This window comes from Marinimicrobium sp. LS-A18, assembly GCF_000463525.1.
Classification (GTDB): domain Bacteria; phylum Pseudomonadota; class Gammaproteobacteria; order Pseudomonadales; family Cellvibrionaceae; genus Marinimicrobium; species Marinimicrobium koreense.
Genome location: NZ_AWEP01000002.1, coordinates 1,252,466 through 1,268,774, shown reverse-complemented (window position 1 = coordinate 1,268,774; position 16,309 = coordinate 1,252,466). Strand labels below are relative to the sequence as shown.

At 60.2% G+C, this 16,309-nt stretch carries 10 protein-coding genes; 8 read left to right on the top strand and 2 right to left on the bottom strand.

Annotated elements, in window-relative coordinates; all coding sequences use genetic code 11:
* Window positions 1–230 precede the first annotated feature (230 nt).
* Window positions 231–2,414: a galactose-1-epimerase gene (locus tag N645_RS18290; protein ID WP_238559205.1), complete on the top strand. Its 2,184-nt coding sequence runs from the start codon at window positions 231–233 to the stop codon at window positions 2,412–2,414.
* A gap of 659 nt (window positions 2,415–3,073) precedes the next feature.
* On the opposite strand, the gene N645_RS0105585 is transcribed toward N645_RS18290, so the two are convergent.
* Window positions 3,074–4,705, bottom strand: a complete 1,632-nt coding sequence (locus tag N645_RS0105585) for a sodium:solute symporter (protein ID WP_024460529.1) — start codon at window positions 4,703–4,705, stop codon at window positions 3,074–3,076.
* 142 nt (window positions 4,706–4,847) lie between these two features.
* Entirely contained in the window at window positions 4,848–7,646 is a 2,799-nt protein-coding gene (locus N645_RS0105580; RefSeq protein WP_024460528.1) for a response regulator, read from the bottom strand.
* Window positions 7,647–7,794: 148 nt separating this feature from the next.
* On the opposite strand from N645_RS0105580, the gene cysM reads away from it, so the two are divergent.
* The 7 genes from cysM to N645_RS0105545 all read left to right on the top strand — a co-directional run bounded on the left by cysM (window position 7,795) and on the right by N645_RS0105545 (window position 16,276).
* Window positions 7,795–8,694, top strand: a complete 900-nt coding sequence (cysM, locus tag N645_RS0105575; protein ID WP_024460527.1) for a cysteine synthase CysM — start codon at window positions 7,795–7,797, stop codon at window positions 8,692–8,694.
* The gene (gene rlmD, locus N645_RS0105570; protein ID WP_024460526.1) at window positions 8,691–10,061 is read left to right on the top strand and encodes a 23S rRNA (uracil(1939)-C(5))-methyltransferase RlmD; all 1,371 of its coding nucleotides are present in this window, start codon (window positions 8,691–8,693) and stop codon (window positions 10,059–10,061) included. Before cysM ends, rlmD begins: the two co-directional genes overlap by 4 nt.
* Before the next feature lie 59 nt (window positions 10,062–10,120).
* Window positions 10,121–12,358: a GTP diphosphokinase gene (gene relA / locus N645_RS0105565; protein ID WP_024460525.1), complete on the top strand. Its 2,238-nt coding sequence runs from the start codon at window positions 10,121–10,123 to the stop codon at window positions 12,356–12,358.
* An 84-nt stretch (window positions 12,359–12,442) separates the two neighbouring features.
* On the top strand, window positions 12,443–13,249 hold the full coding sequence (gene mazG / locus N645_RS0105560; protein ID WP_036159891.1) for a nucleoside triphosphate pyrophosphohydrolase: 807 nt from the start codon (window positions 12,443–12,445) through the stop codon (window positions 13,247–13,249).
* Window positions 13,250–13,496: 247 nt separating this feature from the next.
* Window positions 13,497–14,759 carry an HD domain-containing phosphohydrolase gene (locus N645_RS0105555; RefSeq protein ID WP_024460523.1) on the top strand — a complete coding sequence of 421 codons (1,263 nt, stop codon included), beginning with the start codon at window positions 13,497–13,499 and terminating at the stop codon, window positions 14,757–14,759.
* Window positions 14,760–14,855: 96 nt separating this feature from the next.
* Complete coding sequence (locus tag N645_RS0105550; protein WP_024460522.1) at window positions 14,856–15,122, top strand: DUF2442 domain-containing protein; 267 nt, start codon at window positions 14,856–14,858, stop codon at window positions 15,120–15,122.
* A gap of 434 nt (window positions 15,123–15,556) precedes the next feature.
* Window positions 15,557–16,276 carry a hypothetical protein gene (locus tag N645_RS0105545; RefSeq protein WP_024460521.1) on the top strand — a complete coding sequence of 240 codons (720 nt, stop codon included), beginning with the start codon at window positions 15,557–15,559 and terminating at the stop codon, window positions 16,274–16,276.
* The last annotated feature ends 33 nt before the right edge of the window (window positions 16,277–16,309 follow it).

The following is a 16,309-nucleotide window of genomic DNA, read 5'->3' as shown; positions in this document are numbered from 1 at the left end:
TTTGCCGTACCGGTCGTCGCCGGTAGGGAGTCACTTTACACAGTTTCTGACGACAATTCTCGTCCCCTTTCCCGGTGGCAGGGAAGCGGGTGGGGGAGGCGGTGATTGGTGAGGGAGTTTGTATCGAAAGATCGGTCGTGTGGCGTCAATTTATTGTATTATAATAAGGCCTTTCGTAGAATGACCGGTACGAATAACGCTGATAACGACAACGATAGAAGGTATGGATTATGACGAGTATCTCTCCTCTGCGACAGCTGTTGGCCGGGGGCGCCCTGGTTGCCGCTGGACTGGGTCTGGTTGCCTGTTCCGAGGCGCCTGAGGAAACCTCCTCCGCCAACGCTAATGTCGACAATGGATTGCCTGAGTATCAGGTACCCCTGGTCGAATTCGGGGCCGATCCCTGGATTCACCGCACCGAAGACGGTCAATATTACTTTATTTCCACCGCGCCCGAGTTTGACCGGATCGAACTGGTCACCGCCGACACCCTCAATGGCCTGGCCGACGCCGAGCCCAAGGTGATCTGGCAGCGTCCGGACGAAGGCCCCACGGCGGGGAACGTCTGGGCACCGGAGCTGCACCGTATTGATGGCGTCTGGTATGTGCACGTGGCGCTGGGTCACGGCGATCAGCCGTTCCGCATGCGGATGCATGTGCTGTCGAACGCCAACGAAGACCCGATGACCGGTGAGTGGACCGACGAGGGCGCAATCGAGACGCCCTGGGAGAGCTTCTCCCTCGACGCCACGACCTTTGAGCACAATGGCAAGCGTTACCTGATCTGGGCCCAGAGCGATCAGCAGGAGCGGTACAATTCCGCACTCTACCTGGCCGAAATGGACAGCCCCACGTCCATTACCGGACCGGTGATCGCCATTACCGAGCCCGAGCTCGATTGGGAGCAGGTGGGCTACAAGGTCAATGAAGGCGCGGCGGTGCTCAAACGCAACGGCCGGATTTTCGTGACCTACTCCGCGGCGGCCACGGATCACAACTACGCGGTGGGTATGGTGTGGGCGGATGATGACGCCGATCTGACCGATCCCGCCTCCTGGAAGAAATCCCCCGAGCCGGTGTTCCACACCAACGAGTCTCTGGAGCGTTTCGGCCCCGGGCACAACAGCTTCACTGTGGCGGAAGACGGCGAGACGGACCTGATGGTCTATCACGCTCGCAGCTACAAGGAACTGAAGGGCAATCCGCTGACCGATCCCAACCGCCACGCCCGGGTGCGGGTGATCGGATGGGATGAGGACGGGTTTCCGGAGTTCTATCAGAACCGTCCGGACAACCACCACCTGAACTCCGAGCAGTACGAAGATTCCAGTGCGGACGCCTCTGAGTACGGCCGCGCCTACATCAGCAAGGAGTCGTTCGGCGAGCTGCCCGACGGCCGCGAAGTGACCCGTTTCACCCTGAACAATGGTGAAGGCATGGAGGTCAAGCTGATGAACTACGGAGGCATCATCACGCACCTGACCGTACCGGATCAGAACGGTGAGCTGGATAACGTGGTACTGGGTTTTGAGACGCTGAACGATTATCTGGAACAGAACCCGCCGTACTTCGGCGCGCTGATTGGTCGCTATGGCAACCGTATTGCCAACGGCCGTTTTGATCTGAACGGTGAGACCATCACGCTGGATCAGAACGACGGCGACAACCACCTGCACGGTGGGGTTGTGGGCTTTGATAAGAAGCTGTGGGACGCCAAGTTTGTCTCCGACGAGCGGGGTCTGGCGGTCGAGCTGTTCCTGCTGAGCGAAGACGGGGATCAGGGTTATCCGGGTAATCTGGAAGTGACCACCCGTTATGTCCTGACCGATGATAACGAGCTGATCACGGAATTCCGCGCGGAAACCGACAAGGCGACGCCGGTGAACCTGACTCAGCATACTTACTTCAATCTGTCGGGTGAAGGCAAGATTCTGGATCACACTCTGCAGATCAATGCCGATCGCTACACCCCCGTGGACAGCGGCCTGATTCCCACCGGCGAGCTGGCACCCGTTGCCGGTACCCCACTGGATTTCACCGAGCCCAAGCCGATTGGCGAAGACATCAATGCGGATCATCCACAACTGATGCGCGTGGGCGGTGGTTTTGACCACAACTTTATTTTGAACCGCGAGGGTCAGGATGGGTTGATCGTAGCGGCCCGCGCCGAAGACCCAAACACCGGCCGGGTGCTGGAAGTGCTGACCGAGGAGCCGGCGATTCAGTTCTATTCCGGTAATTTCCTGGACGGCTCGCTGTCCGATGGCGAGCGTGATTTTGTCCTCCACGGCGGCTTCTGCCTGGAGCCCCAGCACTATCCGGATTCACCCAACCAGCCGGAATTCCCGAGCACCATTCTGGAGCCGGGTGAGGTGTATGAAACCAGCATGAGTTTCCGGTTTGATGTGAAGTAACACGTTCGAAAGAACGGAGCGCATGAACCGCCCTTGGCCGCAGGCCTTGGGCGGTTTTTTTTGTTTTGGAGGGTTATTGTTTGGTTACTTCGTCGTGGAGTGCTGCGGGAGGGTGTACCCCTTTGAGACACGCCGTAAACCCATCCCTGGGGGCTCGATCGCCTGCCGTCCAGGCAGGCGACGGTCTCAAAGGGGTACACCCTCCCTCCGCCAGTGCCGAATTAGACCGTGTTAGAAATAGATCATTTGGAATGCTTGGCTCCCACCTCCTCAGGCTGCGTAGGGCGGGTAAGCGAAGCGCACCCGCCGTTACCCTTGCGTTACGCCACATCAAGGTTCTGTATGGGTGTCCAAGTGCGGGAACGGCGGGTGCGCGCTTTGCGCTTACCACGCCCTACGCGAGACTTTTGGAGCTAGCTCCACCGAGGGCTCCGTTGGCACTAGCGGAGGGTGTGTAACCCGGTTGGAGACTCTCGGAGACATGGATGTCGACGAGAAGCCCCCATGGATGGGTTCACGGCGGGTCTCCAACCGGGTTACACACCCGCAGCACTCCAATGCGAAGCTCCCTCCTGTCTGATCCCAAAAAAAACGGCCCACACCAAAAGGTGAGCCGTTTTCGGAATATTCATCGGCCTCCTTGCCGAACGCTCAATGCCTTACCAGAACCGCACGTAAATGAAGGCGGTGATGCCGAGAATGATAACGGTGTGGATGATATCCCACTTATCAATGCCGGCCTTGATTTCGGCGCGCTGTTCCTTACTGATCGACCCATAAGTCAGACCGGCCACCTGCTCGTCGCTGGCCTGACGGGTGAAGAAGCTCACCCCGATGACCAACAGTACAATGGCGATAAACAGGACCGAGCAGAAGTACAGCCAGTTCAGGTCAACCATGCCCAGCCAGATACTGCCCTCGGGCAGGCTGTCTTCGAAAATGGTCAGCACCAGGCGCGTCATGCCGATCACGAAACCGGCGACCAGACCGGTGATACCGGCGGCGGGGGTGATCTTGCGGGAGAACACACCCAGCAGGAATACCGCGGCAATACCCGGGGCGATCAGCGACTGAACCAGCTGCAGATATTCATACAGCACATCGGCGATGGACTGCATGATCGGAATCCACAGAATACCCAGCGCCACCACCGCTACGGTGGCATAACGGCCCACTTTCACCAGGTGTTGTTCGCTCGACTGGGGCTTGTACTTCTTGTAGAAGTCGATGGTGAACAGGGTCGCCGAGGAGTTGAACAGCGAGGCCAGGGAGCTCATCAGAGCGGCGATCAGACCACCGATCACAATGCCCTTGATGCCCGAAGGCAACAGCTCGGTTACCAGCGTGGCAAAGGCCTGGTCCGCACTGGCCAGGTTGATCTGGCCCTGCTCGTGCAGTGCGTAGGCTATCATGCCCGGGAACAGGAAGATGAATACCGGCAGCAGCTTCAGGTAACCGGCGAAGATGGTACCGCGACGGGCGGCCTGAATGCCTTTGGCGGTCAGCACACGTTGAACAATGTACTGGTCAGTACACCAGTACCACAGACCGATGATGATGGAACCGCCGATCACGCCCAGCCAGGGGAATTCCGGATCGTCCAGCGGCCGCATCAGGCTCATGCGCTCAGCGTTGATGCGCTCCAGCTCTTCCATGCCGCCGACTTTGTCCATGCCCACAAACAGGATGACCAGGGAGCCGAGGATCAGGATCGGCGTTTGAATGACCGAGGTGACCAGAATGGCCTTCATGCCCCCGGCAACGGTGTACAGACCGGTAATCAAGACCAGGCCCATGGCCGCGATCCAGAAGAAGTCGATGCCCCAGAGGGAATCGATACCCAGTACGGTTTTCAGGACCACGCCACCGGCGTAGACCGTGACCGACACTTTGGTCAGAACGTAACTGACCAGTGAGATGAACGAGAGGAAGGTGCGTGAGCTACTGGAGTAACGGCGCTCCAGGTACTCGGGCATGGTGTAGACCTTGGCGCTCCAGTAGAAGGGCGCAAACACCCAGCCGAGAAGGATGATAATCCACGACTGCAGTTCCCAGTGAGCCATGGCCATGCCCGTCTGGGCGCCGGCGCCGGAGAGGCCGACCAGATGCTCGGAACCGATGTTGGAGGCGAAAATGGAGGCCCCGATTACCAGCCAGCCCGCGTTGCGGCCCGCCAGGAAGTAATCGGTGGTGTCTTTTTCCTTCTCCATGAAGGACCAGACCACTACCCCAAGAAGAATCAGGAAGAACAGGCCGAGAACGGCCCAGTCCAGACCACTGAATGGAATCATCGTTATCTACCACCCTGGTTTTTTTAGGCTAAGAGTTAGCGTTATTGGATGGCTCCCAAGAAAGGAACCTACTTATTAAAGTATTATCATATCATTTTAAGCGGCGGTCTGAGAATCACCGATTGCGCCGGAATCGGTAAATTTACGGGTCGACATCGAACAGCGCGCTGATATTCCGCTCGTAGGCCCAGCGCAAAATCTCGTCCACCTCGTTGTCGAGCGCCTTGATCGGGCTGGCGACCTGATCATACTGACGGGCCTGCAGTATCTTGTCGAGCAGGCCACTGATCCGCTTCAGGCGGGGTACGCCGCAGTAGCAGCAGCTACCGTACAATCGGTGCACCAGCTCTTCCAGCTGCTCGAAATCCTGGTTGTCGAAGGCCTGGTTGATGGCGTCCCGCTCACCGCTCAGGTTCTTGATCAGCATTTCCAGCATGTCCCGGGCCAGGGTGGGCTTGTGGTTGGCGAGCTTGAGGCACAGGGGAATGTCCACGGGGCTGGGCTGCTCGTCCTCGGCCAGTTCAATGGCGGGCAGCCTGGGTTGGGTCGGCGTGCCCTGAATCGGGCCCTCCACGGCCTGGCGCCCATTCAGCGGTACCCAGCGATTGACGATATGGGCCAGCTGGTTTTCGCTGACCGGCTTGCTGACGCAGTCGTCCATACCGGCGATCAACAATTCCGCTTTCTGCTCAGTCATGGAGTGGGCGGTGAGGGCAATGATCGGCGTGCGCCGCCGGGGGTGATCGATGCGCAGGCGTTTGGTGGTCTCGATGCCGTCCATGCCGGGCATCTGGATGTCCATGAAAATCAGGTCGAATTCCTGCTTCCGACACCACTCCAGCGCTTCCTTGCCGCTGGTGGCCAGTACCACTTCGGTGTTCAGGCCGCGCAGCAGCTCTCCGGCCAGTTGCAGGTTGGCGGGGTTGTCATCGACCACCAGAATCCGGGCGGCGGGTTTGCCGCCGGCGTTCGGGCCTTTGCTCTGGGCGTCGCCCGGGCGCTTCAGGGGAATGTCCATCTGCCGCGCCAGGGTCTCCAGCAACGCCTCGTAGCTGATCGGTTTATTGATGAAGGTGGTGCTGCAGGTGTCCACGCCCTGGCGGAACAGGCGCTGGTGTGCCGGGGTGCAGCAGGCGATCAGAATGCAGTCGAATTCGCGGCGCAGCTGTTGGGTCAGGCTTTCCAGCAGGGGCGCCTGGAGCTTGCGCTCGCTCGGTGCGATATCCATGAACACCAGGCGAAACGCATCGTCCCGCTCCTGGGCTTTGCGCAGGGCCGGGAAGATATCGTGAATGGAGGAGATGGTGTCCGTGTCGGCCTGCCACAGGTGCAGCAGTTGCTCCAGTTGGTGGCAGGACGGGGGGTTGTCGCTGCAGATCAGGGCCCGTTCTCCCAACAGCAGACGTTCGGCCGGGGTGTCTGGCAGACTCTTGTCGATACCCAGGCGGGCGGTGAACCAGAACCGGGCCCCCTGCTCGGGCTGGCTCTCAACGCCGATTTCGCCGCCCATGCGTTCCACCAGTCCCTTACAGATCACCAGGCCGAGACCGGTGCCACCGTATTCCCGGGAGCTGGAGGTGTCCGCCTGGTTGAACGCGCTGAACAGCCGCTCTTTCTGTTCCGCGGTCAGGCCGATGCCGTTGTCACTGACGCTGACCTTGAGGGTGAGCTGGGTTTCCTGGCGGTTGATCAGGGCGGCATGCACGACAATATTGCCCTGCTGGCTGAACTTGATCGCGTTGCTCACCAGGTTGGTCAGCACCTGTTTGAAGCGCAGTGGGTCACCGAGCAGGTGCAGCGGTAGGTTGTCGTCGAGCAGCGTGACCAGCTGCAGGTTTTTCTCGTGGGCATCCGGCGCCAGAATGTGTACGGCTTCCTCCACAACTTTGCGCAAGGGCAGGGGGACATAGTCCAGCGTCAGTTTGCCGGACTCGATTTTGGAGAAGTCCAGAATGTCGTTGATCACGGTCAGCAGGTTCTGGGAGGAGTCCCGGATGGTCTCCAGGTACTCTTTCTGCTGTTCGTCCAGGTCGGTTTTCAGGGCCAGATTGGTGAACCCGAGAATGCCGTTCAGTGGTGTGCGGATTTCGTGACTGGTGTTGGCCAGAAACTCCGACTTGATCCGGCTGGCTTCCAGGGCCTCCTTGCGGGCCATGTTCAACTCGATGTTCTGGATCTCAATGGTTTCCAGGGTCTCGCGCAGGTCCTCGGTGGACTGGTCGATGTTCACCTGCATATCCCGGTGAGCCTGCTCCAGAGATTCGGCGGTGTCGTTCACCGCTCGGGCCAGCTCGTCCAGCTCACGGCTTTCCATACTCGGCAGACGGCGGTCCATCTGGCCGCGTGCCATGCCCTGGATTGTTTCCCGGATCTGGTTCAGTGGGCGGGTCAAGCGCTTGTAAAGACGGGTGGAGAACCAGGCGCACAGCGCCAGGCACACCAGCGTCAGTACCAGGGTGATCAGGATGGTCTGGTAACGCAGCACCAGAAACGGTGAGGCCAGCAGCTCCACCTCGATCCAGCCCGGCGATGGCGCACCGTCCCGGCCCGGGACCGGATGGGCAAAGCGGATCGACTTGGGGGTTTCCCGCTGTTGGGGTTGGCTCAGGTCCGCCGGTGCGGGATTGACCAGCGGCAGCATGCGAGGGCCGCTGTGAATGGTGGTGCCGCTGTCTTTGAGATACAGCTCGACCGCCCGGATATAGGGCTCTTCCAGAGAGGCCTGAATGACCGAACGCAACAGATCCGGGTCATTCCGGCTCAGGGTTTCGGCGCTGATTTCGGCCAGTTTCTCGCTCAACGCGCCCCCCCGCTGGCTGACAAACTTGTTCAATTGCGCCAGATACAGGTAGGTCAGGGTGAAGGCGAGGATCAGGGTGACACCCAGGGCGGGGAAGAGTACCAGGCGCCATATCTGGGTTTTGATGTCGGTCAGTCTCATGGGGCTTGTTATCGTTTCCGTTCCATGTGCGGCCAAGTCCGCTGGTTTGGTTTCACCTTAGCATATTCAGCGGTAGAATAGCGGGCTTTTGCGGGGTCTGTGAAGCGGTTCCCAGCCCCGTCCCATCGATGGTTATGGCGTTCAGATTATGGCGGTATCCCCTTTTCCCACGATTGAGTCCTGTGTTGGCAATACACCGCTGGTGCGCCTGCAGCGGCTGCCCGGCGACACCAGCAACGAGATTCTGGTCAAGCTCGAAGGCAATAACCCGGCGGGTTCGGTCAAGGACCGGCCAGCCCTGTGGATGATCCAGCAGGCTGAGGCCAAGGGTTTGATCCAGCCGGGCGATACCCTGATTGAGGCCACCAGCGGCAACACCGGCATTGCCCTGGCAATGGTGGCGGCGATCAAGGGGTACCGGATGATCCTGATCATGCCCGATAACAGCACCCAGGAGCGCAAGGATGCCATGACGGCCTACGGCGCCGAGCTGATTCAGGTGACCGAGGAGGAGGGCATGGAAGGCGCCCGCGATCTGGCGCTGAAGATGCAGGCCGAGGGACGTGGTCGGGTGCTCGATCAGTTTGGCAACGCCTCCAACCCCCAGGCTCACTACGAGACCACCGGCCCGGAAATCTGGCACCAGACCGACGGGCGGATCACCCACTTCATCAGCTCCATGGGCACCACGGGGACCATCATGGGGTGCTCCCGGTATTTCAAGGAGCAGAACCCGAACATTGAAATCATTGGTCTGCAGCCGGATGAAAACGCCAAAATCCCGGGGATTCGCCGCTGGCCGGAAGCCTACCTGCCGAAAATTTACGACGCGTCCCGGGTCGACCATATCGTCAATATGCCCCAGCAACTGGCGGAGGAGACCATGCGGGCCCTGGCCCGTCAGGAGGGCATTTTTGCCGGGGTCTCTTCCGGCGGTTCGGTGGCGGCGGCGCTGGAGTTGAGCCAACACGTCAGCAACGCGGTGATTGTGGCCATCGTCTGTGATCGGGGCGATCGCTACCTGTCGTCCGGCGTATACCGGGCATGAGCCGCCGGCCACCCGCGCGTCCCGGTCGGCGACCCCGCTCGGGGCGTAAACCCCGGTTCCAACCCCGACACCTGCCCGATGCCCTGACCGTGGAGCGCCTGAGCCATGACGGCCGGGGCATTGTCCGCTGGCAGGGCAAGACCCTGTTTGTCGCCGGCGCGCTGCCGGGGGAATCGGTCCGCGTGCTCCTGGAAGGGGAGCAGAGCCGGTACGCCGAGGGCTCCGCCGCCGAAGTGCTCGCGCCGGCACCGGAGCGGCAAACCCCGCCCTGTCCGCATTTTCGGGAGTGTGGCGGCTGTCAGTTGCAGCACGTGCGGCCCGATGCACAGCTCGCCTTCAAGCAGCAGGCCCTGCTGGACCAGTTGTCCCGGTGGGGTGGCGTTGTACCTCGCCAGGTCGCGCCCGCCATTGAATCCCCCAGCGAAGGCTATCGCCATCGGGCCCGTCTGGGGGTCTGGACGGACAAACGCGGCCAGGTCACCCTCGGATTTCGTCGTCGGGGCCAGCGGGAGCTGGTGAGTATCGGGCACTGTGATGTGCTGGCGCCGGAACTCAATGCCCTGATTGAACCGCTGAACCAGTGGCTGTCTGGCCTTCAGGCGCGGGGCGCGATCAGTCATATCGAGCTGATTCTGGCGAGTGAGGGCCCCGCGCTGGTACTCCGGGAAATCAAAACGCTGAAAGACGCTGACCGGGAAGCGCTGGCCACCGCCTTGCCCGCCGTCCCGCCGGAGCGGATCTGGCGCCAGATCAACGACCAGAGCACGCTACTCACGCTGGGCGGAGAGCCCTGTGATCCCCGGCTGAGCTACGAGCTGCCTGAGTTCGATCTCAGCCTGGCGTTTCATCCCCAGGACTTCACCCAGGTGAATGCCGAGGTCAACCGCCGCATGGTCCACCAGGCCATGGATTGGTTGGCCCCTCGGCCTGAAGAGCAGGTGCTGGACCTGTTTTGTGGCATCGGCAACTTTACGCTACCCTTGGCCCGCTCCGGCGCCCGGGTGCTGGGGCTGGAGGGGGCCGCCAGCATGGTGAGCCGGGGCGAGGAGAACGCCCGGCGCAATCACCTGGAGGCAAGCTTCTCCCAGGCCAACCTGGCCGACCCCAGCCCCGCCATGCGCCGCCGTTGGGGCACGCCGGATGCGGTGCTGATCGACCCGCCGAGGGAGGGCGCGCGCGAGGTTCTGGACACAGTGATAAAACTCCGTCCGGGCCGCCTGGTCTATGTGTCCTGCAATCCCGCCACCCTGGCGCGGGATGCCGCCGAATTGGCCAAGTCGGGTTATGACTTGCAATCCGTCGGCGTGCTGGATATGTTCCCGCACACCGAACATGTGGAATCCATGGCGCTGTTCGAGCGCCGCTAACACCGACAGGACGATCTCCGGGCTTTTTGACGGTCGGGGGTCGAGGGTGAACAAGACCGATGGTAAAAGTTCGAGAAGACCATCCCGTTGCCGACGACGGCACCATTGATATTGACGCCTGGCTTGAGCGATTGCCCGGCGCGGCGGAGCGCTCCGACGAAAGCCAGGCGCAGTTGCGCCGGGCCTGCGCCCTCAGTGCCGAAGCTGACCGGGTCAATACCCAGGTTGAGTATGACTGGGGCAGCAGTTGTCTGAGTATCGGGCTGGATATGGCCGAGTTGCTGGCGGATCTGCAACTGGATCAGGACACCCTGGTGGCGGCCATTCTCTACCGGGCGGTGCGCGAAGAACGCCTCACCCTTGAGGCCGTCCAGAAAGCCTTTGGCGAGACGGTGGCCAAGCTGATCAAGGGCGTATTGCGCATGGCCGCGATCAGCTATCAGCGCGGCGACGGCGACGAGCGGGTGTTCGGTCGGCAATCCGAAGAGCAGGCGGAAAATATCCGCAAGATGCTGGTGGCCATGGTCGATGATGTGCGCGTGGCGCTGATCAAGCTGGCCGAGCGCACCTGCGCCATACGCGCGGTCAAGGACTCAGGCCCCCAGCGGCGGCGGCAGGTCGCCCGGGAAGTGGCGGACGTCTATGCGCCCCTCGCACACCGGTTGGGCATTGGCCACATTAAATGGGAACTGGAAGACCTGGCTTTCCGCTATCTGGAGCCGGCGGATTACAAGCGCATTGCCACACTGCTGGATGAGCGGCGGCTGGCGCGCCAGGAATACATCGACAACGTCCTGAGGGTGTTGCGAGATGAGTTAAAAGACGCCCATATTGACGGTGAGGTCACCGGCCGGGCCAAGCACATTTACAGCATCTGGCGGAAGATGCAGCGCAAGGGCATCAGCTTCTCCCAGGTGTACGACATTCGGGCCGTGCGCATACTGGTGCCCACCGTGCGCGACTGCTACACCGTGCTGGGTATCGTGCACAGTCAGTGGCGCAACATCCCCCACGAGTTCGATGACTACATCGCCTCGCCCAAAGAAAATGGCTACCGGTCACTGCATACCGCGGTCATTGGTCCGGACAACAAAGTACTGGAAATTCAGATCCGCACCTTTGCCATGCACGATGAGGCGGAGCTGGGGGTGTGTGCCCACTGGCGCTACAAAGGTACCGATACCGATGCCAGTGAAAAAAGCTACGAGCAGAAAATTGCCTGGTTGCGGCAGGTACTCGAGTGGCACGACGAGTTGGGTGGCGACGGCCAGCCGCTTAAGGAAGGCCTGCGCGCGGTGGATCAGGATCGCATCTACGTGTTTACCCCGGAAGGCCACGTGGTGGATCTGCCCAAAACCGCCACCCCGCTGGATTTTGCCTATCGTATTCACACCGATGTGGGTCATCGCTGTCGCGGTGCCAAGGTCAATAACCGTATCGTGCCCCTGAACTATCACCTGAACACCGCCGATCAGGTGGAAATTCTCACCGGCAAGCGGGAGGCGCCCAGCCGGGATTGGCTGTCGCCGGCACTGGGCTATATCAACACCGCCCGGGCCCGGGCCAAGGTGCAGCACTGGTTCAAGGTGCAGGCGCGGGATCAGAACATTGCCGAAGGGCAGGCACTGTTGGACCGCGAGTTCAAACGGTTGGCGCTGCTGGATTTGGATTTCGAAGCCCTGGCCAACAAACTGAATATGCAGAGTTTGGATGACCTCTACGCCGCCGTAGGCGCCAGCGATATCGGTGTCGGCCAAGTACTGAGCGCCGCTCAGCGACTGCTCAAGGCCTCGCGCCCGGAAGAGCTGGTCATCCCGTTCAAGGCCAAATCCGGCAAACGCAAGAAAGATTCGGATGTCTACATCGAAGGTGTGGGCAACCTGCTCACCCAGATTGCCAGTTGCTGTAACCCGGTTCCCGGGGATGCCATTACCGGCTACATCACCCTGGGTAAAGGCGTGTCCATTCACCGACAGGATTGCAGCAACATCTTGCAGCTTCAGGCCGATGAACCCCAGCGGATCATCAAAGTGTCCTGGGGTGAGACGCCTCAGAGCAGCTACTCGGTGGATATCATCATCGAAGCCTACGACCGTCAGGGGCTGCTGCGGGACATCACCACACTGCTGGACAGCGAACGTATCAACATCAGCGCCATGCAGACGCTGTCCGACAAGCGCAAGAACACCGTGGATATGCTGGTCAGCGCCGAGATTCGCAGCATCGACGAGCTCAGTCGGATTCTCACGCGCCTCAACCAGCTCCCCAACATCGCCTCGGCCCGCCGCAAACACTAAGCGCTGGCACCAAAACAACCCGTAGGGCGGATAAGGCCAACGGCCGCATCCGCCGCAACCCAAACACTCGGGACCATCACAACCATGCCTCACACTGTAGACGACTTACTCTACCTCATGTCCCGCCTGCGCGAGCCCAACACCGGCTGCCCCTGGGACCTCAAACAGTCCTACCGCACCATCGCCCCCTCCACCCTGGAAGAGGCCTACGAAGTGGTCGACACCATCGAGCGGGGCGACTATGACCACTTGCGCGAAGAGCTCGGAGACCTGCTGTTTCAGGTGATTTTCTACAGCCAACTGGGCAAGGAAGAGGAGCGCTTTGATTTCGGGCAGATCGTCGATGGCCTGGTGAGCAAACTGATTCGCCGTCACCCGCACGTCTTCCCCGATGGCACCCTGGACAGTCACGTGGACGACCAGGCCTCTTTGCCGGCCGACGTCAAACAGCGCTGGGAGACCATCAAACAGCAGGAGCGGGAAGAGAAGGGCGTGCGGGGTGTACTCGACGACGTGCCCCTGAATCTCCCGGCCCTCAGCCGCGCGGCCAAACTGCAAAAACGCGCCGCCAACGTCGGCTTCGACTGGCCGGACGTAGGAGGTCCCTTGGGCAAAATCCGGGAGGAGACCGACGAGTTGACCGAGGCTTTGGAGACCGGAGACCAGGCTCACCTGACCGAAGAGCTGGGCGACCTGCTGTTCGCCGTCACCAATGCTGCCCGTCACCTGAAGATCGACCCCGAAGCGGCCCTGCGTCAGGCCAACCGCAAATTCGAGCAGCGCTTCCGCTACGTCGAGCAGAATGCCGAGGGAAATCTGAACGATCACTCCCTCGAAGCCCTCGACACCCTCTGGAACAAAGCCAAAACCCAACCCCGTAGGTCGGATTAGCGCAAAGCGCGTAATCCGACAATCCTACCCGATCCCCACAGCGTCGGCTTACGGCCTTCGGCCTAAGCCGACCTACGAACCTCTACGCCGCCTCGTCAATCGATTGCAGCGCCACCTTATGACCTTGGCACCGAAATCCGCCTTGTTCTTATAAACAAAAACTCTGTGACCACCCCAATGAAATCGGTTAACCTCCAATCCGTGAACTACAATAAAAGTGATGGAATCTCGGCCAGGAGAAGTAACGGTGAATTGGCAAGACGTCCAGCCGGATTCGATGGACCGGAGCAAAAGCTCCATCAAAATCCACGTCTCCGAGCTCAGAGTCGGCATGTTCGTTTCCAAACTCGATCGGGATTGGCTCGAGACGCCGTTCCTGGTGCAGGGCTTTATGATCGAAGGCCCGGAAGATGTCGACACCGTGGCCGAATACGCCGAGTACGTCTGGATCGACGCCGTGCCGACGAATTGGCGGCCTCCAGAGCAGCGCACCGGCCTGAAAGCCGCCATTCGCCCCAAAACCACCTACATCAACAAAGTCTCCGCCCGGGAAGAGCACGGTCAGGCGATCAAGGTGTTTCGCCAGGCCCGCCAGCTTACCAAAACCTTGGTCGATGACATTCGCCTTGGGGGTGCCATCAATACCGAACAGGCCAAAGCCACGGTTCGGACCTGCGTCGACAGCATCCTGCGCAACCCCGATGCGCTCCTGTGGATGACCAAAATCCGCAATGAAGACGAATACACCGCCGAGCACTGCCTGAACGTCTGCATACTGGCCATCGCTTTCGGGCGGCACCTGGGCATGGAAGAGGCGGACCTGGAAAAGCTGGGTCTGTGCGGTCTGCTCCACGATGTGGGCAAGATGCGGGTACCGCCGGACATCTTGAATAAACCGGGCGCGCTCACCCCGAAAGAGTTCAACATGATCCGGGCCCATACCGTGCACGGCCGCAACCTGTTGCTGTCCACGCCGGGCATTTTCAACGTGGTGGTGGACGTGGCCTACACCCACCACGAACGCATCGACGGAACCGGTTATCCGCGCAAACTGCCAGCGGAAAAAATATCCCGCTTCGCCCGCATCATCGCGCTGGTCGACGCCTACGATGCCATGACCGCCAACCGCTGTTACGCGGAGGCCATACCGACCACCGCCGCGCTGAAAAATATCTACAAGGATCGCGGCACCCACTTCGATGAGAAGCTCGCCCTGGAATTCATTAAAAGCATCGGCCTTTATCCCCCCGGCACCATTGTGCAGCTGCGCAATGAGCTGGTGGGCATAGTGCTGGAAACCAGCCAGAAATACCGCCACCTGCCCAAGGTGATTCTGATCAAACGAGGCGAACGACCACTCAAGAAAGAACAGGTCATTAACCTGGCTGATGTGGAGCGGGGTCAGTTGAAAGAAGACTTCCTGATTCAACGGGCCCTCAAGGATGGGACCTACGGCATCAGTGTGGCCGAATACCGGGAGAAGGGCTTGGTGTTTCGGGCGGCGTCCTGACGGCAGCATCCATGCTTCGGCGGTGCGAACCAAGTGGGGTTGGCATAAAGTACGGTTTAGGGCACACTTCTGACTTTGGTCGGATTAGTTGGGGCGATGAGCTTGTCAGCGCTTGGAGACAGCACTTCAGCTGTTGAGGTAACCAATATATCTGTGCATGGTGTGTGGCTTCTGGCGCATGACCGTGAGTTTTTTATGCCCTACAGCAACTTCCCGTGGTTTAAGGAGCAGCCTGTCAGTGCAATCCTGAATGTTGAAGAACCGTCTCCGGGACATTTCTATTGGCCCGATCTTGATATCGACCTGACTGATGAGGTTATAGAGCACCCTGAGCGGTTTCCCAATGTCGCGAGTGGCGTATGACGAATAAGAGCGCGCTACCGCGTTTCGGTGGAACTATAAGTAGTGGCTTGTCGGCTAGTTAGGAATGCCAGGCGCTCAGCAGTAACTCACTTTCTCATCACAAGGTAGGGTGCGACTATAAAGTCTGTGGCGATAGGGAAAGTTCACGTCGAATCTATTGTTCAATCTGTTCTCGCAGGGCACCCTGAGTTTCCAGTTCCCAGAATCAACTATAATTTGGATGTCCGTCTCTCTGAGAAGGAACAAGCGTTTTCAGATAACGCGGAGAGCGCCTTGTTCGAAATAATGTCATTCAGTCAACTTGCTCCAGCCCCAGTGGCAATGATAGCCCCCGCCTTATAATGGCGGTGGAGTTAATTTTTAGGCCCTCTGTGGAATAAATCTCCCACTAAGACGTTAACTGGTTGAAACCCAATCAGTAGGAGGTCTTAGTCATGAAAAAATCAACACTCGTTCTCGCAATCGCTTCTGTTTTGGCTCTGCCAAGCTCCGCTCAAACCTTCAACTCTGAGGCCGAGGCTGACGCTCGGGTTAACGCCGATGCGCAGATGCAAACCTCAGGAACTCGTGACGCCGGTGAGCCGGCAGGTGAACAGGATCAGCGGAACGCGGCGTCTACAGAAGCCCGCGGCGATGCGGGCGGCTCGTCCACTGTGAGCCTGCGGTCCGAAGAGTCGTCTTCCCAGGATGAGCCCCGCACTCTGCTGGAAAGCACTGGCGAGGTTGCTACCTCGGCTGCACAGAATGTCGAGGGCCAAGCCAATGCCGGCGCCGAGGCGGGGCTGACCACGGCGGCGTCCGTCGGTGAGCAAGCCGGTGAGCGCATGGAGCGGGGGCTGGGCACGGCCGAAGCCGCTGTTCAGGGTGGCGTTGATACCGCTGCAGAGGCTGGCGCCCAGGCAGAGGAGCAGGCCGCTGCGGCCGTGGAGTCGGCCAGCGTTACGGCGGCGGCTGGTGCCGATGTGGCCGCGGAAGTCAGCCAGGCGGTTGGCAATGAAGTGTCCAACTCGGTAAGCGCGGCAACGGCGACGGCGGTTGATGCGGAGGTTGCCCAGCAGGTGAGCGCAACGGTAGCCGACCAGGTTGCCGGCGAAGCGGCCGGGGCCGCTGAAGCCTCCGTCAAACAGGCACTCGATGCCAGTATCACCCGCTAACACCCACTTCCAGTCAGCACCGGCGGGCCTCAG